Origin of the sequence: Pseudomonas parafulva NBRC 16636 = DSM 17004 (assembly GCF_000730645.1) — a bacterium.
GTDB lineage: Bacteria > Pseudomonadota > Gammaproteobacteria > Pseudomonadales > Pseudomonadaceae > Aquipseudomonas > Aquipseudomonas parafulva.
Map to the genome: position 1 here is coordinate 40293 of NZ_BBIU01000029.1, position 20995 is coordinate 61287.

Here is a 20995-nt window from a genome sequence, read left to right on the forward strand (position 1 = left end):
CATGACCAACAGCATCGTCTACGCGCTGGGCGCCGCATTACTGTTCGGTGCGAGTACCCCACTGGCCAAGTTCCTGGGGCTGGGCATGTCTCCGGTCCTGCTGGCCGGCTTGCTCTACCTGGGTAGCGGCGCAGGGCTGACCATCACCCGGCTTGTTCGCGACCGAGGCTGGACGCCTCCCGGCCTGGCAGCAGCAGAGTGGCAATGGTTTTTGGGCGCAATCGCCTTTGGTGGCGTGCTGGGGCCGGTCGCATTGATGTTTGGCTTGGCCCTCACCTCAGGGACTACCGCGTCGCTGCTGCTCAACCTTGAGGCCGTGCTGACGGCGGTTCTGGCCTGGATCGTGTTCAAGGAAAACGCCGACCGCCGGATTGTCGCTGGCATGGTGGCCATTGTCGCGGGGGGCGTGCTGCTGGCCTGGCCGCAGGGCCCCACTGGCGCCCAAGACTGGTTGGGGTCTGTAGCGGTGGCGATCGCGTGCATGTGCTGGGCTGTGGATAACAACCTGACGCGCAAGATCTCGGCGTCCGACGCGTTGTTCATTGCGGGCACCAAAGGCGTGGTAGCGGGTGTGGTGAACACAGTGCTGGCCATTGCGCTTGGCGCGCATCTACCAGAGCTGGCGCGGCTTGGGCCGATCCTGATCGTGGGCTTTTTGGGTTATGGTTTCAGCCTGGTGCTGTTTGTGCTGGCATTGAGAGGGCTCGGGACTGCACGTACGGGGGCGTACTTCTCGATTGCGCCGTTCCTTGGGGCTGCCATCTCGATTCTGTTCATGGGCGAGGCTGTGACCGGGTTGTTCTGGATAGCTGCCGCGCTGATGGCGCTCGGCGTCTGGATACACCTGACCGAAAGCCATGCCCACGGACATCAGCACCTGCGCCAGCTACATGCTCACCGGCATGTGCATGATGAACACCATCAGCACGACCATGACTTCGAATGGGATGGGACGGAGCCTCACAGCCATCGGCATGAGCATCTGCCGATGCGCCACAGCCATGCGCACTTTCCGGATATTCATCATCGGCATCAGCATTGATGAAGCAATGAGTTCTTGCACTGCATTCTTGCCTCCTACGCCAAGGCGGGCTTTATCCGACCTTTGGGATGTTGCCTCCACAGCCGCGCCCCAATAGAGTCTTCAGTCGCCATCGCAGGCGCCGCTGTGTGCAGGATGTCACTCTAATGGTGGCTGTGTGTGGGCAGGCCTCGGCCTGGCCGGGTTTCCAAGCTTCCCGGTATTCCTACCCTGCACACAGCTGTCACCCAATCTCGTGGGAAGGATCGTGGCAGTTCCAACCTGAACTTGGTACCTCATGGATGCTTGTTTCAAGTGCACACACGATGCTCATCAGCCAGAGCGTCAGCGGACATTGCGGCAAGCTCTTGTGCGGGCGAAGCGTAGCAACCAAGGGCTGCCGTTCCCGCACCGACATCAACAACACCCCCCATTAGAAAAGGAGTTCACGTGCAAAGGGTCATGATCGTCGGCCAACCCGGCGCCGGTAAAAGCACATTGGCCCGCCAACTGGGCGAGCGCACGGGCCTGCCGGTTATCCACATCGATACCATCCATTGGCAACCTGGCTGGGTAGAACGCAGCCGGGACGAGAAAACCCGCCTGTGCCATGAAGTAGAAGCCGGTGAGCGATGGATCTTCGAAGGCGGTCATTCGCAAACCTGGGATACCCGCCTGGCCCGTGCCGACGTTCTCATCTGGGTCGACCGCTCCCTGGCGCTCAGGTGCTGGCGCGTGGTTTTCAGAACCTTGTCGAACCGGGGCCACACGCGCCCAGACTTGCCGGAGAACTGCCCGGAATTGCTCGGCAACCTTCCCGAGTTCTTCAAGTACATCTGGTCATCGAGAAACACTGCGCGTGCCAAGATGGAACAGTTGGCGGCCACCGCGCCTGCGGGGTGCCGGGTGGTGCGCCTGCGTTCCAACCGGGAAACCACAAAGTTTCTAGCGTCAGTAGGGCCAGTGCTCACTTAACACCGACCCGCCTTCCGGCCCACCCTCACACCCTGTACTATCGCCCCCAGGCCAATGCTGCCTGCCGCTCGCTCCGTCCCGGAAAGGTGAAAGCATTTCAACACATCATTCCTGCACATCCTCTCTTCAGCCGAGGTTTGGCAATGCGAGCACCGGTCTGCTTCGGCTTCAGGAGGCAAGATGTCGACTATTGATACCGCCAAGCGCATGGCCAAGGCACTGCGTGCATCCCTGGCAACCCGGGACCAGAACCTGCCCCATTCCGCGGCGCTGGAAATCGTGGCGCAGCAGTTGGGTTACAAGGACTGGAACACCGCTTCGGCAATGCTCCCCACGGCACCCGACCCTTCAGCAATCCGGTTCGAAACCGCCATCCCCATTCTGCGCATGTTCGATGAAGCGAAAGCCCGAGAGTTTTACCTGGAGTTTCTCGGCTTCACGGTCGAGTTCGAACACCGCTTTGAAGCGGACCTGCCGTTGTATATGGGTATTCAGCGCGACGGGCTGAAAGTGCATCTGTCCGAGCACCATGGGGATGCCAGCCCGGGGAGCACGCTGTTTGTACCGATGGTGAACATCGAACGCCTGCGCGATGAGTTGGCCGCCAAGCGGTATGGGTATGGGCGGCCGGATATTGTCGAGCAAGGGTGGGGCAAGGTGCTGGAGGTTTACGACCCGTTTGGCAACCGTATTCGGTTTTGCCAGGGGTAGGCCGCGCAGCCTGCGAGTGATCGAGCGATGGCGCCCTGCGCTCACGGTTGGGTTGTGGTGTTCGCCTCTGTAAACATGCCTTCCACACAGGCCTTGAACTGCTGCAGGGTAAAGGGCTTGGGCAGCAGACGGGTGCGGTCCTGGCGCTCTGCCAGTTCGGCGGCACCGTCGATCAAGCCGGAAATGAACAGCACCCGCAACCCCGGCACCCGTGCCCGGGCGCCTTCGGCAATGCGGTCACCGGCCAGGCTGCCAGGCAGCACCAGGTCGGTCACCACCAGCTGCAGGTCTGGGCGCTGGTCGATGTGCTGCAAGGCCTCAGCAGGGGCGGTCACCTCGATCACCTCGAAGCCGAGTTCCTTCAAGGACTCGGCAACCAGTTCACGGATCGCTACCTCATCCTCGATCACCATGGCGCACCCACGCTGGCTGGCGGGTTCACCTGCTGATTCGTCTACAGGCGCAGCAACAGCAGCAGGTACCGGGTCACGGTAAATCGGCAGCAGCAAACTGACGGACGTCCCTTCGCCCATCACCGAGTCAATCAGTGCCGTGCCCGACGCCTGGCGGGCGAAGTCCTTGACCATCGACAGCCCCAGCCCGGTACCCGAGCCGAGCGGCTTGGTGGTGAAGAAGGGCTCGAACGCTCGTTCCGCCACGCTGGCTGGCATGCCCATGCCCGTGTCGGTCACACAGATTTCCACGTATTCGCCGGCGGCGAGCTCGGCATGGCCCGCCCCGATCGCCACCTTGCTCACCCGCACCTGCAATCGGCCCCCCTGTGGCATTGCGTCGCGGGCGTTGATGCAGAGGTTCAGCAGGGCGTTCTCCAGCTGATGCGCATCGCAGTAGCACAGCGTCGAGCCCTGCAAGGGCTCGAACTGGAATTCGATGCGCGGGGTAAGCGTTCTGGACAGCAGGTCTTTCATGTCCTCGATCAACAACACCGCATCCACGGTCGCGCTGGCCAGCGGCTGCCTGCGGGCGAACGCCAGCAGCCGGTGGGTAAGGGTGCTGGCCTTGCGCGTGGCCGTTCTGGCCAGCGCCAGGTAGCGGTCCAGCTCGCCGTGGCGGCCTTGGGCCAGGCGCTGCTCGATCATGTCGTGGCTGCCGCTGATCACGGTCAGCAGGTTGTTGAAGTCATGGGCCAGGCCACCGGTCAGTTGCCCCAGCGACTCCATCTTCTGGCTTTGCTGCAGTTGCGAACTCACCCGCTCGAAGGCCTGTTGGCGCTCGCGGTACTGGGTAACGTCCCGGGCTACGGCGCAATACAGGCCGGCAAGGCTGGTGATGCGCCAGTTCAGCAGCAAAGGCTGGCCGTTGCTGCGCACGCTTTGCGTGTCCAGTTCGGCGATGGGCTTGCCGTTGAGTTCGCGCAATGCATCTGCCAGCTGCGCTGGCGAGATAAAACTGTAGAATGCGCCGGCTTTGAGCTGCTCCTCACTCCAGCCTGTCGCCAGCTGCCACGTCGGGTTCATGGCCAGTAGCTGGCCGTTGTCGGACAGGGTGCAGATCAGGTCCGGGGATACGTTCCAGATACTGTCCCGTTCATCGGTACGGCGTTCCACTTCGTCTTCCAGGGTTCTGTTCAAGTGGTCCACGGCGTTGAGGTTGCTGCGCAGCAGCGAGCAGATCGTCGCCATGCCCAGCGTCACCAGGCCAAAACTCAGGCTGTTGGCCCAGGCTGTCCAGTCTGCGGCGAACCCTGGTGGGCCGATGAAAAAGTACTGCGCAGCCAGCACCGCCAGGGTGCAACCCAGTACCGAAGGCCCGGCGCCGAACCAGAAGCCGATCAGCATCAGGCCGGGTATGAAGAACAGGTAGGGGAGGGCGGCAGGCGACATCTGCGCACGGGCGGCGCAACACAAGGCCACTACCAGCACGGCGCCGAGGTAACGGCTGGCAACACTCAGTTGCACCCGTTCCAGGCGCTGCAAAAGGGCGACGATTACACGTTTCAACCAGGTCAAGAATCACTCCGGAATAGTCTGGAATTCATCAGTACGAACCTGCAACACAACAGCAGAGCCTCAGGGACTCATAGGCGAGATAACAGGCACCGTCCAATAGATTTTTTTGGCCGCAGCCCCCTCGGGCTTTCATTGTCCTTAACAATAAACACCAGATAAGCTGGCATTGTGCCTTATAGGCTACGATTCAAAGGTACTTCAACCGGAGTTTTCATGGACAATCTAACGATCCTGCAAGATGAGCGCTTGCGCCTGGTTGAAGTGGACCGCCTTACTTCCGAGCTGGCGGGCGGCTCCGACCCGGTACTCAACAGCATAGTCAACATGCTGTGTGCCTACTTCGACGTGCCCACCGTACTGGTCAGCGTGGTAGACCGCGACTATCAGGTGTTCAAGGCCAAGATCGGCCTGGCGGATGACCGCACCCCCCGGGACGTGTCGATTTGTGCTCACGGGCTTTGGCAGGAGTCGGTGCTGGAAATCTGCGACACCTTGCAGGACGCCCGCACTGTGGATAACCCGCTGGTACAGGCCAGCCCGCATATTCGTTATTACGCAGGTGCCCCCTTGGTGATTCGCCCCGGGGTGAGCCTGGGTGGCCTTTGCATCATCGACCATGAGACCCGGCCGGCCTTGTGCGAGCGGGACCGCAACCTGCTCAGCAACGCCGCCAGGGTTGTGGTCGAGCGCTTGCAGTCGATCCACCAGCAGAACTTCTACGACCCCATGACCGGCCTGCCCAACCGCCGCCGATTCGAAGCCGACTTCAAGGATGCGGCGGCGCTGACGGGCCAGGTGGCTATCTTCATCGAGCCGATATCGGCCGCCGGCATGGACGGCCTGTTCAAGGCACTGGGTATCGAGTTCTTCACCAATTTCATGCTGGCGGTGAAAGAGGTACTGGTGGCGGCGCTACCGGAGGGTTGCCGCCTGTACCGGCCCAGCACCCTGGGCTTCATGACCGTGGTGGGTACCTGTGACGCGTCCGTGTTGGGCGCCCGGCTGGGTGAACTGGTGCGTTCCCTGAGCGGCCCGCTGCACAGCGGTAACGTGCCCGTTGTGCCGGACGTGGGCATCAGCGTGCTCGCACTGGGCGTGGATGTCGACCCGTCGCTGGACATTCTGCGGCTGATGGCGAGCATGACGGACGCCGCGCGCAAGGCCGACCAGCGCTGGCTTGCCTACGACCCGGTGGTGGATGCCAGCCTGCGGCGCAACACCGCCATTCTCAACGCCCTGGAAGCGGCACTTGCCGCGCCAGATCAGCTCAGCCTGGTGTACCAGCCGCGCATGGACCTCAACAGCAACCGCTGCGTGGCGGTGGAGGCGCTGTTGCGCTGGGTGCACCCAACCCTGGGCCAGATCAGCCCGGCAGAGTTCATTCCGCTGGCAGAAACCACGGCGTCCATCCGCGGTATTACGCGCTGGGTCATCAGGCAGGTGTGCCAACAGATCGCTGACTGGCGGGCCCACCAGATCACCCTGCAGGTGTCGCTCAACATCTCGGCGCTCGATCTCGGTGACGGGCAATTGTATGACGACCTGAACAAGGCGCTGGCTGAATATGACGTCAGCCCTGCGCAGGTCGAGCTGGAGTTCACCGAAAGCGCATTGGTCACCGACTTCGACACGGTGCATGAGCAGCTTCAGCGTTTCCGCGCCCTGGGCGTCGCGATCGGCATCGATGACTTCGGCAGCGGTTACAGCAACTGGATCTACCTGCGCAAAATCCCCGCCACCAGCGTAAAGCTCGACCGCTCCCTGCTGGTGGAACTGCAACCGGGCGGCAATGACTGGCACATCGTACGTGGCCTGGTCAGCCTGTTGCGAGACCTGCGCCTGACCGTGGTTGCCGAAGGCGTAGAGACCGACCTGCATCACCATGTATTACGTGGATGGGGCTGCGATCAGGGGCAGGGCTATTATTACGCCAGGCCCATGCCGGCAGCGGACCTTGCCGCGTGGTTACAGCAGGGGCGGCAAACCTGAGGCTTGTTCCCAGTGTCCTACCATTACCGGGGCTGTTCAGGCCCGAGAGTTGCTGCCCAACAATGCGAGGTGTTCCATGTTCAACCAACGGCTTAAGGAAGAGGTCGAGGCGCTCAGGCAGGAACTGTCCAGGCTGCGCGCTGCAGAACAGAGCAGGTCCAGCGAGATGCTTGAAATCACCGTGGACCGGGGCATGCAGATCACCGCAGTCAATGAACGCTTTGCACAGTTCATCGGCATCGACGCCTCGCGGCTGGTAGGCAGTTCACTGGGTACGCTGGCGCCCAGCTACGTCAAGGAGCTGCCGTGTTACAGGAACTTCCAGGCGGCGATTGCCAAAGGTACCGGTGTAAGCGACGCCTACCGTTACTTTGCCGCCGATGGCCGCATGGTGTGGATGCGTGCAGCCTGGTGCCCTGTGAAGTCGCCCACAGGTGAAGTCACGCACATGTCTGCCTACGGCATTGACGTCACGGCTGGCATCGACCAGGCCCGCGAGAATGAAGAGCTGATCAAGGCGCTGTCCCGCTCGACGGCGGTGATCGAGTTCAAGCTCGACGGCACTATCCTCACGGCCAACGAGAACTTCCTCAACACCGTGCATTACACCCTGGCGGAAATCGTCGGCAAGCACCACAGCCTGTTCTGCGACCCGGTCTACACCAGGTCTGCGGAGTATCAGCAGTTGTGGGCCAGCCTTAATGACGGCCGCTTCGTTGCCGAGCGGTTCAAGCGGCTTGACAAGCACGGGCGTGAGCTGTGGCTGGAGGCGTCGTACAACCCGGTGCGCGACACCCGGGGGCAGCTGTACAAGATCGTGAAGTTTGCCGTGGATATCACCGAGCAGGTGGAACACGAGCAGCAGGTCAACTCGGCGGCAGACGTTGCCTACGAGATTTCCCGGCAAACCGACAGCTCCGCCCAGCGCGGCGCCGAGGCTGTGCGCGATACGGTCGACACCATGAACCGCATCGTCACCCAGGTTACCAGCGTGTCCACGGGCGTCGAGGCGCTGGGGCACCAGTCGCACCTGATCACATCCATCGTTTCCACCATCGGTGGCATTGCCCAGCAAACCAACCTGCTGGCGCTTAACGCCGCTATCGAAGCGGCACGTGCCGGCGACCAGGGCCGTGGGTTCGCGGTGGTGGCGGACGAAGTGCGCAAGCTGGCTGGCCGCACCAGCGCCGCTACCCAGGAAATCGTCGAAGTGGTGCAGAAGAACAACGCCTTGGTGGAAGAGGCGGTGGTCAGCATGGGGGAGAGCCGAAAACAGGCAGAAATTGGCCTGAGCCTGGCCCAGCAGGCTGGCAGCGTGATCAGCGAGATCCAGTCCGGGGCGCAGCAGGTGGTGACGGCGGTGGGGCAGTTTTCTTCGAAGTTGGTGGCGGATGGGCCGCGTTGAGGGTTTGAGGGCAGACGACACATCGTGTGTCAGTGCGCATTTGACCCAGTCTGCTTGACTTGTGCAGAATCCAGCCTCATTTTCAAAACACCACCATCTTCGACAGGAGGCCGTATGGAGTACCGCACTGCAAACGACGTCCTGCATGCCCACTGGGACGGGCGGTTGCCTGTTAACCCCCTCGCTATTGCTCACGCGATGGGCATCGAGGTTAAACCGTTGAATCCTTTTGACCAGGCCAACTGGCGGCCCAACGAGAGTGGTCATTACTCCTACCGCGACGGCAATCCTCTCATCACCTACAACCTCGGCGACGCGCCAGTTCGCCAGCGCTTCACCATTGCTCACGAAATCGGCCATCACGTTCACGGTGATCTGGATGCCCCTCGTGATACCACCGAGCAATTCAGTGCCAGGGCGCGTGACCCCAAGGAGGTTGCCGCCAACAGATTTGCTGCCGCCTTGTTAATGCCAGCAGCGCTGGTCAAGCACATGATCCTCGAGCAGCGAGTGACGGACCTCACCCGTTTGGCCAAAGCCTTTGGGGTCTCCACCGCTGCAATGGAATTCAGGCTGAAGGCCATCGGGTTTCTATGACCAGCACCAGTGACGATCTGTCCCTTGGCGAAGCGGACAATGCAGGGATTGTCAGTGACTACCTGAGGCGAGAGTCTTGGCGTTTTAGATGGGAGAAGCGCCTGACCACCGTGACGGTGGTACTTGTGATCATTTTCTACGTAGCGCTGCTTGGTTTTGTGTTTCTGGGCAACATTCGCATCAGCCTGGGCAGTTGGTATCTCTTCACATCGATACGGCCCCACGCCACAGGTGATGTCCCTATCATCGTAGCGCTATCGACCGTTCCCACCTTGCTTTTGATCGCCCTGCTTCGTTATTTCCATCATCGACCCAAGCCCGAGCAGGATGATGCCCAGGCTCCGCTGCCAATCAGCGTCGAAGCAGCCAGAGAGATCATCAAGGCTACCACCGATGCCATGAAGGCTCCTTAACGCTGATACGCCTTCCCGTAATGCCCCTCCAACCGCGCCTGCACCAGTTCCAACACAATCGACAGCACCCAGTAGATCACCGCCGCCGTGGTCAGCATTTCCAGGTAGCGGTAGCTGGAGCGGCCGTAGGACTGGGCAAGGAACATGACTTCCCATACCCCCATCACCGAGATCAGCGACGAATCCTTCAGCATCGAGATGAACTGGTTGGCCGTGGGCGGGATGATCACGCGCATGGCTTGGGGCAGCACGATGCTGCTGAAGATTTGCGGCGGGCGCATGCCCAGGGCCAGTGCGGCCTCACGCTGGCCCCGGGCCACGCCCAGAATGCCGGCGCGGAAGATTTCGCTGAGGTAGGCGCCGTAGTTCAGCGACAGGGCGATGATGCCGGCACTGATGGCGCCTGGCACCAGCCCCACCTGGGGCAGGCCCAGGTAGATGAGCAGGATCTGGATCAGCAGCGGCGTACCGCGGAATCACGAGGTATAGAAGCTGGCCACGCCCACCAGCACCGCGCTGCCCGACAGCCTGGCCAGGGCCGCAGCAAAGCCCAGCAGCACCGACACCACCATCGAGCACAGGCACAGGAACAGCGTCAGTGCCGCCCCTTGCAGAAACCCGTTTGGCCCAAGCGTGAAGCCCGCCAGGTTGGGAAACTTCTCCACAATGATCGAGAACTTCAGGTCAAAGCTGAGAAAGAACCCGATAAACAGCGCGAACATCGCCAGCCAGGTCAGCAGCAACCGGGTTTTGAAGCCCAGCAGACGGGGGGCCGTGGGTTTGGGGGCGGAAGGGAAGGTACTCATTTGCTGATATCGGCGCCGATCCATTTCTGCGACAGCTTGCTCAGGGTGCCATCCGCTTTCAGCTCGGCGAATACCTGGCGTACCTTGGCATCCCACTCGGTGTCGCCTTTTTCGATGGCTACGGCGTTCGGCTCTTCATAAAGCGGCGCACCGGCCAGCTTGAAGCGCTTGTCCTGGTTCAGGCGCGGTTGTGCGGTTACCAGGTTGGTGAGGATGGCATCCAGGCGCACGCCGGCACCCAGCCCCAGGTCCTGGAAGGCGACGTTGTCGGTGTCGTAGGGCGCGATCTGCACGAAGTCGAACGGGTATTCGATCTTGCGCCCCTCGTCACCTTCAATCACCAGGTTCTTGTTCAGGTAGCTTTCATAGCTGGAGGCGCTGGTCAGGCCTACCTTGCGCCCGTCCAGGTCCTTGGCGCCGTGAATGCGATCGTCCTTGGCGTTGACCACGATCACCGCAGGCGATGCGTAGTATTCAACCGGGAAGTCGAACACCTCGGCGCGGGCCTTGCTCGGGGTCATGGAGCAGATACAGATGTCGTAGCGGCCGCTCCAGCGCCCTGCGGCGATCACGTCCCAGGACGGGGTTTCGAGGCGCAGTTTCACGCCCAGCTTGGCGGCCACGGCCTTGGCCACATCCACGTCGAAGCCATCCAGCTGGTTCTGGTCGTTCAGGAAGGAAAACGGCGGGTAGCTCTCCATCAGCACATTGACCAGTTCCTTGCGCGATTCGACTCGCTCCAGCGTGGCACCGGCAAAAGCCTGGGAGGCGGTGGCAAGCAGCACGAGGCCCGCGCCGAGCAATGCAGAAAATCGCATGTTCATACCTGAAAAGTTGGCCAAAAAAGGGATTGGGTATTTAATAGTTATATATGTGGTCAACATAATGAATTTTATTCATAAGCACCTTTAGAGTAGTTATATGAAACAGCGAGCGATGGTGATTCTTGACGGTGGCATGGGCCGTGAACTGCAACGCAGCGGGGCGCCGTTCCGCCAGCCCGAGTGGTCGGCACTGGCCCTGAGCGAAGCGCCGGAGGCCGTGGTGGGTGTGCATGCGGCGTTCATTGCTGCAGGTGCCCAGGTGATCACCAGTAACAGCTACGCGGTGGTGCCTTTCCATATTGGCGAAGCGCGCTTCGCTGAAGAGGGGCGCCAGCTCGCCAATATTGCCGGACAACTGGCCCGTCACGCCGCCGACAGCGGTGCGCACCCGGTGAAGGTGGCAGGCTCCTTGCCACCGCTGTTCGGCTCCTACCGCCCCGACCTGTTCCAGCCTGAGCGCGTGGCCGAGGTGCTGCTGCCACTGCTGCAAGGCCTGTCACCCCATGTGGACCTGTGGCTGGCAGAAACCCAAAGCGCCATTGCCGAAGTGCGGGCCATTCATCAGCACCTGCCTGCAGACGGCCGCCCGTTCTGGGTGTCGTTCACCTTGCAGGACGAAGACGTGGACGCCGTGCCACGCTTGCGCTCAGGTGAACCGGTAGCCGATGCCATCGAGGCCGTGGTTGCCCTCGGTGCTGCGGCGGTGCTGTTCAACTGCAGCCAGCCCGAAGTGATTGGCGCTGCAATCGATGTGGCCCGCCAGGTGATCGAACAGCACGGGGCCGAGGTGGCAATAGGGGCGTACGCCAACGCCTTCCCGCCGCAGCCGAAGGAGGCCACGGCCAATGATGGCCTGGATGAACTGCGTGAAGACCTCGACCCACCGGGCTACCTGGCCTGGGCCACCGACTGGCGCGAGCGGGGCGCCAGCATGGTAGGGGGCTGCTGCGGCATCGGCCCGGAACACATTGCCGCGCTCAAACGCGACCTGGGCTGACCTGCTGGCGAATGCCTGGCGGTAAAACACAGCGGTTAAGTTTGGGAAATGCCGGAACTGACGGTAAGGTTTCAGCATCTCTCATTCATCACGCGCCGAGGGTGGTCGTGTCCTGACCACCCATTCACGATGCGCAGCGCTGAACGCCAGGAGTAATACTGCCTATGACTGCAGAGCAAAAACGCAGGAGCACCATCAACCCGCCCGTCTTCTTCACCAGTGCCATACTCGTATTGTTGCTGGTGCTGTATGCCACCGTTTTCCAGGAACACGCCCAGCGCGTATTCGAACATGTCCAGCAATGGATCATCACCAACGCCAGCTGGTTCTACATCCTCACTGTGGCGCTGGTACTGATCAGCGTGGTGTTCCTGGCGGTCAGCCGTTATGGCGACATCAAGCTGGGGCCGGACCACAGCGAGCCGGATTACCCCAACAAAAGCTGGTTCGCCATGCTGTTCTCCGCAGGCATGGGCATCGGCCTGATGTTCTTCGGCGTTGCAGAGCCGGTGATGCACTTCATCAACCCGCCGGTGGGTGAGCCCAACACCATCGCGGCAGCGCGCGAAGCGATGAACATCACGTTCTTCCACTGGGGCCTGCATGCCTGGGCCATCTACGCCATCGTGGCGCTGATCCTGGCCTACTTCAGCTTCCGCAACGGGCTGCCGCTGACCCTGCGTTCGGCGCTGTACCCGTTGATTGGCGAGCGTATCTACGGCCCCATTGGGCATGCGGTGGACATTTTTGCCATTCTGGGCACGGTGTTTGGCGTCGCCACTTCGCTAGGCTACGGCGTGCTGCAGATCAACAGCGGCCTGCACCAGCTGTTCGGTTTGCCCATCAGCACCACCATTCAGGTCATTCTGATTGCTGTCACCTGTACCCTTGCCACCCTGTCGGTGGCCAGTGGGCTGGATAAAGGCATCCGTATCCTCTCCGAGCTCAACCTGGGCCTGGCGGTGATCTTGATGCTGTTCGTGCTGATTGTGGGCCCGACCGTGTTCCTGTTGCAGGCCTACGTACAGAACACGGGCGCGTACCTGTCCGACATCGTCAATAAAACCTTCAACCTGTTTGCCTACGAACCCACCGACTGGATCGGTGGCTGGACGTTGCTGTACTGGGGCTGGTGGCTGTCCTGGTCGCCCTTCGTCGGGCTGTTCATCGCGCGTATTTCCCGCGGCCGCACCATTCGCGAGTTCGTCTGCGGCGTGTTGTTCGTACCGGCCGGCTTCACCCTGCTGTGGATGACCGTGTTCGGCGATACCGCCATTCACATGATCCTACACGGCGGCATCAAGGACCTGGCGACGGTCGTCGACCAGGACAGTTCGCTGGCGCTCTTCGCATTCCTTGAGCACTTCCCGTGGTCAACGGCCGTGTCGATGCTGGCGGTGCTGATGGTGGTGGTGTTCTTCGTGACCTCTGCCGACTCCGGGGCACTGGTGGTCGACATGCTCGCCTCGTCGGGCAAAGGCCATTCGCCCCTGTGGCAGCGGGTGTTCTGGTCGGTCACCATGGGCGCCGTGGCCATCGCCCTGTTGCTGGCCAACGGCCTCAAAGCGCTGCAGGCGGCCACTATCGCCAGCGCCTTGCCGTTTGCGGTCATTCTGCTGGTGGCGATGTGGGGGCTGTTCAAGGCGCTTGGGCTGGATGCCACCCGGCGCGGCCTGCGCACCCAGGCCCTGCCAGGCCAGCGCCAGCACCGGCAGAATCACGGCGGCTGGCAGCGGCGCCTGCGCAACATTGCCATGATGCCGCGCCGGGCTCACGTGACCCGCTTCATCAACGATGTGGTGAAACCCGCCTGTGAGGAAGTGGCCCAGGAACTGCGCAAGCAGGGTTACGACGTCACGGTAGATGAGCGCGACGACGGCCGTGTCACCCTGGAGTTGTCCCATGCGGGTGAAGGCCGCTTCAAATACGAAGTTCGCCCCCGCGCGTTTAATACCCCCAGTTTTGTCATCCGCGAGTCGGACGACAACAACGATGCACGCAAGTACTTCCGCGCCGAGGTGTACCTGCGTGAAGGTGGCCAGGACTACGACGTCATGGGCTGGAGCCGTGAGGATGTGATCGGCGATATCCTTGACCAGTACGAGCGCCACCTGCACTACCTGCACGTGGTCAGCTGAGCCCTTTACGTGCGGGTGAGCCTCGGGATCGCCCGCACGTAGATCAGCTCGCACACCAGCTCCACCAGTGTTTGCGTAATCACCGCCGCCGCTGCCAGGGTGCGTAACGGCTCTGGCAACGCCAGTGCCAATGGCAGCACTACCAGTGAATTACGGGTGGATGCACTGAACATCATCGAGCGTTGCTGGGGCACCGGAAGCCGCATCAGCCGTGCGGTCGCCCAGCCGATCAGCGGTGCCAGCACTGCAAAGGCCAGGTACACCGGTACCACGGGTAGCAACTGGCCCAAGTCCCTCAGCACCACGCTGATCTGCGGTGCGATCACCACGAACAGCACCAGCGCCATTGCCGGCACTGGCATCCATGCCCAGGCATCATTCCACGCAGCCACCGCACTGGACCGTTTGACGCTTGCGCTGGTCAGCACCGCCAGCCCCAGCGGCAGCACGATCAGTAACAGAAATGCCTGCAGAAACGGCCTGATCGCCAGGTCTACCTGTGCGCTGTCCCCCAGTAATACCGCCAGGTAAACCGGCAGCAGCACTATTTGCAGCAACAGCAGTATGGGCGTGGCCGCCAGGGTCAACCGTGCATCGCCCTTGCCCAGGTGGGTGAACACCACCACGTAGTCGATACAGGGCGTCAGCAGTACCAGCAATGCGCCTACCAGCAGTGCTGGGTGGTGCACCAGGCCACGGGTAATGGTCGCGACCAGCAACGGCACCAGAATGAAATTGGCCAGCAGCAAGGCAGCCATGAAGCGGCGATTACTCAGGCCCTCGCGCAGGCTCAGAAACGGAATCTGCAGGAACATGGCGTACATCAGTACGGCAATAGCGGGGGTGGCCAGTGCTTCCAGGTGACGCGCGGTGGTGCTGGACAGCAAGCCAAACACGATGGCCGCCAGCACGGCGGCGAAGTAGATCAGGGTCTGGTGGGTTTCGAGTTGGTCTCTGGTCAAGGGGGCTGCCTGGAAAGGTTGTAACGAGTGTGCACAGCTGCTGCAGGCATCGCTTTTAAGATTCGTCTGAGAGCATGCTTGGTAGAGCTGCTTCATCCTGCCTGATTGTATAAAACAAGCACAGGAAGTTTTGAATGAACGTTTGCGCCGCCGTTCTGGCGATCACGGCAGTTGCTATTACACCCAGTATTGCGTTTGCGGCCAACACCATAAACTTCAACGGTGAGGTCACTTCGCAAACCTGCTCGGCGGTGATCAATGGCCTTGCTGATCCAACGGTACTGCTTGACAGCGTTTCTGTTGACGCGCTCCACGGCAACGCTGGCAGTGTGGCAGGCGAAACGCCGTTCAGCCTGCGCCTGACGGGGTGCGTAGCATCGACAACAGGTGACCAGCACTTCGCCACCGTTTTTCAGGCTGTCAATGCAACCCCCGCGGGGAATCTCGCCAATACCGCAGTGGGCGGTGCCACTGGCGTGGCACTCCAGCTGCTCGACAGGGCTGGCGGCAACCGGTTGAACCTCGCTGGAAATGCAGCGGTGAGGGCGGGCGACATCGTTTTGCCCTCTGGCCAGACAACCGTCAGTTACGACTACGCCGTTCGCTATGTTGCTGAGGCGGTCAGTGTGACGCCCGGTCCAGTGCTCGGCTCTGTGACCTACACCGTACGCTACGAATGATTCATGGCTACCTGTTAGCGATGGGGCGCTCCATCTGGCGGTTTGCCAGGCACTGGGTTGACCAGCGCGGCCTGCGCCGTGCCTGGCGCCAGTTTCTGGCCCTTTTGCGCGCGCCGACACCAGCGCCCGCCGCGTTGGCGTTGTTGCTGGTGTGCGGTTGGACGGTGCCGGCCCAGGGCAGCGTGGTGATCGCCGGTACCCGCGTCATCTACCCCGGCCAGGCGCGGGAGAAAACCCTGCAGGTCACCAACCAGGACAATTTCGCCAATGTGGTTCAGGCCTGGGTTGATATCAACGACCCAGCCTCCACGCCAGAAACGGCAGATGCGCCGTTCCTGGCCAACCCCGCAGTGTCGCGACTGGCGCCTGGCCACGGCCAGACGCTGCGTATCATCTACACCGGCGCGGGTCTGCCCCAGGACCGTGAGTCGTTGTTCCACCTCAATGTCCTGCAAATTCCACCGCTGAATGTTGCCCACGGCGGGCGGGACCAGATGCTGCTGATGCTGCGCAACCGCCTTAAGCTGTTCTATCGCCCGCAGGGTATTGCGGGAAGCCCGGACCAATTGCCTGAAAAGCTGCGCTTCAGCCTGGTGCGTAGCGGTGGCGGCTGGCAGGTTCAGGTGGATAACCCCACGGGCTTCTACGCATCGTTTGGTTCAGCCGCGTTGCAGGTTGGCGAGCATCGGCTGCCGTTGCAGGCCAGCATGGTTGCGCCCTTCGGCCAGGCGCAATGGGCCCTGGCAACCCCAGCCGCGCTGCCGGATGGGTTGCTGCAGCTGCGTGTGCAGCTAATCAATGACTACGGTGCGCAGACAGGCTTGAGCCATGAACTGTCGCGTTAGGTTCATGCATGTAGCCGCCATGCTTGGTGCGTTTGCGTTGATGGCTGCCAGGGGGGCGAGCAGCGAACCTGCCTATCGTTTCGATGACAGCCTGGTGCTGGGTGCTGGCCTGGCGGGCGGCAGCCTTGAACGCTTCAACAGCATCAACCAGGTCGATCCCGGTACCTATCTGGTCGACCTGTACCTGAATAAGCACTACATCAGCCGAAGCGAAGTCGTGTTTCGCAACGCTGGCGACGCGGTGCAGCCATGTTTCAGCGAGCACTTTCTGCAAGTCGACCTGGGGGTGAAAGGGGCGCCCGAACCTGATGCTGATGCGCCGGGTAGTTGCCTGACCTTGGGGCAACGCCTGCCCAGCGCTTCATTCAAGTTCGACAGTGCATTGTTGCGCCTGGATCTATCTGTGCCCCAGGCACTGCTCGACCTCAAGCCGCGCGGTTACGTCAGCCCCCGCGAATGGGAGGGGGGCAGCAGCATGGCATTCGTCAATTACGATGCCAATCTGTACCGCTCCCGGTATGGCTTCGACGGCAACGGCGATTCGAGCTATGGCTACCTGGGGCTCAACGGCGGTGTCAACCTGGGCCTGTGGCGCTTGCGCCATCAGTCCAACTACAGCTACACCACCTTTGGTGGCAACCGCCTGAGCAAGTGGAACAGCGTGCGCACCTACGCCCAGCGTGCCATACCACAATGGCGCAGCGAGCTCACGGTGGGCGATAGCTACACCGAGGGCAATCTGTTTGGCAGCGTTGGTTTCCGTGGCGCGCGGCTGGCTTCCGACGACCGCATGTTGCCCGACTCGCAGCGCCAATATGCACCGCAAGTGCGCGGTACCGCCAACAGCAGTGCGCGGGTGGTGATCAGCCAGGACGGCAGTAAGGTTCACGAAACCACCGTCGCACCGGGCCCGTTCGTGATCGACGACCTCTACGGGACTGCCTACAACGGCGACCTGGATGTGCAGGTGATTGAGGCCGACGGCAGTGTGTCGCAGTTCACCGTGCCCTACTCGGCGGTGCCGGACTCCATACGGCCAGGCCTTTCACGCTACAACGCGACAGTGGGCGAGGTGCGCCAGAACAGCCGTAGCCACGGCACATTTGGCGAGTTTATCTACCAGCATGGCCTGAGCAACGAACTGTCTGCGAACCTGGGTTTGCGTGTGGCCGAGGATTACCTTGCGGCCCTGGGTGGCGGGGTATTGGCAACGGCCTATGGTGCCGTGGGGTTCAATACCACCTTTTCCAGTGCCACGGTGGAGAACAACCAGCGCAAGCAGGGCTGGCGCCTGGGGTTGAACTACAGCCGTACCTTCCAGCCAACCGATACCACCGTGACGTTGGCAGGTTATCGCTACTCGACCGAGGGCTACCGGGACCTGGGGGATGCCCTTGGGGCCCGTGACACCGGCAGACGTGAAGAGGTATGGGATTCCAGTACTTTCAAGCAACGCAATCAGCTCACCCTGATGCTCAACCAGAACCTGAGTGAATACGGCAATCTGTTTCTGAACGGCTCCAGAAGCGATTATTACGATGGCAAGAGCAGGGATTTGCAGCTGCAGTTCGGTTACTCCAATACCTGGCGGCAACTGAGCTACAGCCTGGCTTATTCCCGGCAGCGCACACTGTGGTACCAGGACAGCGGGGCTGGCAACGATCCGTTGCTGGGGCTTCAGCCTTGGGGCGGGCGCACAAGCAACCGCAACAACGTGCTTACCCTGAGCCTGTCGATGCCGCTGGGTTCTTCCAGCAGTGCGCCGAGCCTGAGCTCCACGCTTTCCCGGCGCTCGGGCGATAGCCGCGGTAGCAGTGTGCACACCGGGCTCAACGGCACGCTAGGCGACCAAAGCACCACCAGCTACGCCATTGCGGCAGGCCGGGACAGCAACGGCCGGGGTACGGACTGGAACGCTAACCTGCAGACGCAGACATCCCTTGCAACCCTCAATGGCGGTTACTCGCAGGGGGCGAATTATCGGCAAATCAATGGTGGTTTGCGCGGTGCGGCAGTGTTGCACGGTGATGGCCTCACCTTGGGGCCTTACGTGGGTGATACGTTTGCCCTGGTGCAGGCCAAGGGGGCTGCAGGTGCCGTAGTAAGGGGCGGGCAGGGCGCCCGGGTTGATCGCAATGGTTATGCCGTGGTGCCTGCACTCTCACCCTATCGCTACAACGCGGTTGGCCTGGACCCGCAGGGCATCGGTGAGCAGGCCGAACTGGTGGACACCGAACGCAAGGTGGCGCCTTATGCCGGCGCGGCTGTGCTGGTTACGTTCAAGACCCTGGCTGGCCATGCATTGCTGATTCGTACCACCTTGGCCAATGGGACGCACCCGCCGCTGGGTGCCGATGTCGTCGATGGCCACGGCACTACCATCGGCCTGGTCGGCCAGGGCGGGCAGGTATACGCACGCGCCGAGGGCGAAAAAGGCCGGCTGCATGTGCGCTGGGGCGAGCGCGCCGAGGATGGTTGCTGGCTGCCCTATGACCTGGCTGCTCAGCCAGCCCGCGCTGGCCAGGCCTTGGTGTTGCTGGAAGGGGTTTGCCTGTTAACGGAGGAACAATCATGAAGTCCGTGGTTCGGCTCTTGTCGCTATTTGCCATGGTGTTTTCACCCGTGGCCTTGGCTACTTGCTACAAAGTGACATCTGTCGGCAGGCCAGGCACCACGGCCAACTGGCAGATTCGCCCTGGTGAGGGAACGGCCAGTGCGTGGCGGGGGGCATGTGGGGCATGTAATGGCTCACTTGGCCTGCCCAGCGTTGTCAACGTAAGCGACAGCAGCTTTCAACCTCACGCGACGCTGCTTGCAAGCGCCGTGGCGCCATTCACACAGTACGGTTCGGTAGCCGGCTTCGACCCGGAACATGTCCTGTTTCGCTGCGAGCAGCAAGACGAGGTCTATGAGATGTTCTCTACCAACGGTAATAACCTCTACAGCGGCTGGTACCGTGGCGGGGACAGTGTTGGTAATACCATCGGTCTTCAGCATGCCTACAGTACTGCCTGGGCGAATGTGCTGTTGCGCCTTACCCATCTGGATACAGGCCAGTACTTCACCTCTACCTGGAATGAGCGACGCCTCACCGGCCTGGACCGGGATTCAAGAGGTTACCAGTTGGTCAAGGCCAAGAACCTGAGCGCTGTGCGCGCGGAGTTGTTCAGTGCGCCCTACAATCGCAGGTACAGCCGCTATGCGCCCACCGCACCCTCCACGCTCTATCGCTATGCCCAGCCAGCTGCTTACATCGCCATCAAAGGGCCGGGCATCGGGTCCCCGAGGGTGGGCCAGCCTCACTTTGGAAACTATGCAGGCTGGTTCAGAAACTGGCCCGGTTCGCTGGGCCTGTACAACAGGGTGACGCTTAAACGCTACCCAACCTGCGCAGTGACCAGCGTCACGTCGCATGTGAACTTTGCGCGCATATCCGTCGAGGAAATCAACACCGGCGCCAGCCGTGAGGTACCGTTCGTGGTGGCTTTCAAGTGCCAGCAAGATGCAGTGAGCTCCACCGCCCCAAATGCTACAGCGCTGGGTATCAAGGTCTCTTCCGGCTCGTTGGCCGCTTCGTCTTCACTGGGCTTGATAAACCAGAACGGGGGCGTTTCGTATCTGGTGTCCGACCGCTATGGCCAACCCGGCATCGCCCAGGGCGTCGGTATTCGTATATCGCGCGGGGGTGCGGCTATGAACCTGCTGACCCGTGAGGATTCCGCCGAAGGTATCGCTTCGGGCGCTCGGGGGTGGTACCCGGTGATCGGCGCCAGCTCCAACCTTACCGGCAGTGCCAATGGTATTGCGCTGTACAGTGAGGTCTTTCACGCCAGGCTCGAAAAGCTACAGGTCGGCACCCAGCCTGCGGTGACGGCGGGGCGCGTGGAGGCGACGGCGCAAGTGGTGATACGTGTTCAATAACTGCCTGCGTATCGCATTGCTGGCCGCAACAACAATGGTCAGCCTGTCGGCCTTGGCTGGCGTGACCGCCGAGCGCACCAGGGTCATCTTTCAGGGCAGCCAGCGCGAAGCATCGCTGGCGCTGGTCAACCAGAACACTTACCCGGTAGTGGTACAGGCGTGGATCGACGATGGCGAGCTGGAGTCCAGCCCGGATGCCGTGGCGCCAATTCTGCCGCTGCCTCCAGTGTTTCGGCTGGAACCGGGGCAGCAACGCAGCTTGCGCTTGCTGTACAGCGGCGAGGCGCTCGCGCCGGATCGTGAGTCGATGTACTGGCTGAACCTCTATGAAATACCCCCCCAGCCCCGCGAGGGGCCTGGCGAAGGTGAAACTCGCCTCACCATTACATTGCGCATGCAGATGAAGGTGATCATGCGCCCTGACGGGCTTGCGGGCAGTGCCGGCGATGCCGTTCGGCATCTCAAGGCAACCACAGCCGGGCGCGGGGTGATGATGACCAATCCCAGCCCCTACTTCGTCAGCGTGTCCAGTGCCGAAGCTCGCCAGGGGCAGGTGGTGGTTGCGCTCCGGCCCGATACCTTGCCACCGTTTTCAAGGCGGGTACTGGAGGGCAGCGAGGTACTTGCCCCTGGCGCTGAACTGCACTTTGCATGGCTGGACGATGATGGCAATGCCCAGCAGGCAGTTGTGGTGCTCCACTGACCTTGCCGCATGACGTTCTGCCCACGGCTTGAACCGGC

Annotated in this window: 16 protein-coding genes and 3 pseudogenes; 15 read left to right on the top strand and 4 right to left on the bottom strand. The window is 61.7% G+C overall.

Translation table 11 applies throughout. The annotated features are described in order from the left end of the window. Nucleotide 1 precedes the first annotated feature (1 nt). From PPA02S_RS18045 to PPA02S_RS18055, 3 genes are all read left to right on the top strand, one after another. Nucleotides 2-1042, top strand: a complete 1041-nt coding sequence (locus tag PPA02S_RS18045; RefSeq protein WP_028631758.1) for a DMT family transporter — start codon at nucleotides 2-4, stop codon at nucleotides 1040-1042. A gap of 429 nt (nucleotides 1043-1471) precedes the next feature. Then, a complete protein-coding gene (locus PPA02S_RS18050; protein ID WP_028631757.1) occupies nucleotides 1472-1996 on the top strand; it encodes an AAA family ATPase in 525 nt (174 codons plus the stop codon). Nucleotides 1997-2176: 180 nt separating this feature from the next. Further along, on the top strand, nucleotides 2177-2707 hold the full coding sequence (locus PPA02S_RS18055; protein ID WP_028631756.1) for a glyoxalase superfamily protein: 531 nt from the start codon (nucleotides 2177-2179) through the stop codon (nucleotides 2705-2707). A 41-nt stretch (nucleotides 2708-2748) separates the two neighbouring features. On the opposite strand, the gene PPA02S_RS18060 is transcribed toward PPA02S_RS18055, so the two are convergent. Further along, entirely contained in the window at nucleotides 2749-4677 is a 1929-nt protein-coding gene (locus PPA02S_RS18060) for an ATP-binding protein (RefSeq protein ID WP_050577075.1), read from the bottom strand. A 213-nt stretch (nucleotides 4678-4890) separates the two neighbouring features. Between PPA02S_RS18060 and PPA02S_RS18065 the strand changes: the two genes are divergently transcribed. The 5 genes and pseudogenes from PPA02S_RS18065 (at nucleotide 4891) to PPA02S_RS18080 (ending at nucleotide 9081) form a co-directional block, all read left to right on the top strand. Then, nucleotides 4891-6666, top strand: coding sequence for a sensor domain-containing phosphodiesterase (locus PPA02S_RS18065; protein ID WP_033727893.1), 1776 nt, complete (start codon nucleotides 4891-4893; stop codon nucleotides 6664-6666). Nucleotides 6667-6742: 76 nt separating this feature from the next. Continuing rightward, nucleotides 6743-7519 (top strand): annotated as a pseudogene (locus PPA02S_RS23700) (PAS domain-containing protein); the annotation flags it as partial. 102 nt (nucleotides 7520-7621) lie between these two features. Then, nucleotides 7622-8071, top strand: a pseudogene (locus PPA02S_RS23705) (methyl-accepting chemotaxis protein); the annotation flags it as partial. A gap of 114 nt (nucleotides 8072-8185) precedes the next feature. After that, a complete protein-coding gene (locus tag PPA02S_RS18075; RefSeq protein ID WP_028631753.1) occupies nucleotides 8186-8668 on the top strand; it encodes an ImmA/IrrE family metallo-endopeptidase in 483 nt (160 codons plus the stop codon). Beyond that, on the top strand, nucleotides 8665-9081 hold the full coding sequence (locus tag PPA02S_RS18080) for a hypothetical protein (RefSeq protein ID WP_028631752.1): 417 nt from the start codon (nucleotides 8665-8667) through the stop codon (nucleotides 9079-9081). Before PPA02S_RS18075 ends, PPA02S_RS18080 begins: the two co-directional genes overlap by 4 nt. On the opposite strand, the pseudogene PPA02S_RS18085 reads toward PPA02S_RS18080, so the two are convergent. Then, nucleotides 9078-9887 (bottom strand): annotated as a pseudogene (locus tag PPA02S_RS18085) (amino acid ABC transporter permease). The gene PPA02S_RS18080 and the pseudogene PPA02S_RS18085 sit on opposite strands and share 4 nt — an antisense overlap. After that, a complete protein-coding gene (locus tag PPA02S_RS18090) occupies nucleotides 9884-10705 on the bottom strand; it encodes an ABC transporter substrate-binding protein (RefSeq protein WP_028631751.1) in 822 nt (273 codons plus the stop codon). The pseudogene PPA02S_RS18085 and the gene PPA02S_RS18090 overlap by 4 nt, the downstream one beginning before the upstream one ends. Nucleotides 10706-10823: 118 nt before the next feature. Between PPA02S_RS18090 and PPA02S_RS18095 the strand changes: the two genes are divergently transcribed. Both PPA02S_RS18095 and PPA02S_RS18100 read left to right on the top strand, forming a co-directional pair. Continuing rightward, entirely contained in the window at nucleotides 10824-11708 is an 885-nt protein-coding gene (locus PPA02S_RS18095) for a homocysteine S-methyltransferase family protein (protein WP_028631750.1), read from the top strand. Nucleotides 11709-11872: 164 nt separating this feature from the next. Further along, entirely contained in the window at nucleotides 11873-13846 is a 1974-nt protein-coding gene (locus PPA02S_RS18100; protein WP_028631749.1) for a BCCT family transporter, read from the top strand. Nucleotides 13847-13851: 5 nt separating this feature from the next. Here the strand turns inward: PPA02S_RS18100 and PPA02S_RS18105 are convergent, their stop codons facing one another. Further along, nucleotides 13852-14808: an arsenic resistance protein gene (locus PPA02S_RS18105; protein ID WP_028631748.1), complete on the bottom strand. Its 957-nt coding sequence runs from the start codon at nucleotides 14806-14808 to the stop codon at nucleotides 13852-13854. A gap of 134 nt (nucleotides 14809-14942) precedes the next feature. Between PPA02S_RS18105 and PPA02S_RS18110 the strand changes: the two genes are divergently transcribed. The 5 genes from PPA02S_RS18110 to PPA02S_RS18130 are packed head-to-tail and all read left to right on the top strand — an operon-like array spanning nucleotide 14943 to nucleotide 20957. After that, nucleotides 14943-15488 (top strand): fimbrial protein, encoded by a 546-nt coding sequence (locus PPA02S_RS18110; protein WP_028631747.1) that lies wholly within the window; start codon nucleotides 14943-14945, stop codon nucleotides 15486-15488. Beyond that, entirely contained in the window at nucleotides 15485-16333 is an 849-nt protein-coding gene (locus PPA02S_RS18115) for a fimbrial biogenesis chaperone (RefSeq protein WP_487042799.1), read from the top strand. Before PPA02S_RS18110 ends, PPA02S_RS18115 begins: the two co-directional genes overlap by 4 nt. Continuing rightward, a complete protein-coding gene (locus tag PPA02S_RS18120; protein WP_028631745.1) occupies nucleotides 16317-18908 on the top strand; it encodes a fimbria/pilus outer membrane usher protein in 2592 nt (863 codons plus the stop codon). The genes PPA02S_RS18115 and PPA02S_RS18120 overlap by 17 nt, the downstream gene beginning before the upstream one ends. After that, complete coding sequence (locus tag PPA02S_RS18125) at nucleotides 18905-20254, top strand: fimbrial protein (protein ID WP_028631744.1); 1350 nt, start codon at nucleotides 18905-18907, stop codon at nucleotides 20252-20254. The genes PPA02S_RS18120 and PPA02S_RS18125 overlap by 4 nt, the downstream gene beginning before the upstream one ends. Further along, complete coding sequence (locus tag PPA02S_RS18130) at nucleotides 20244-20957, top strand: fimbrial biogenesis chaperone (RefSeq protein WP_033727890.1); 714 nt, start codon at nucleotides 20244-20246, stop codon at nucleotides 20955-20957. The genes PPA02S_RS18125 and PPA02S_RS18130 overlap by 11 nt, the downstream gene beginning before the upstream one ends. The last annotated feature ends 38 nt before the right edge of the window (nucleotides 20958-20995 follow it).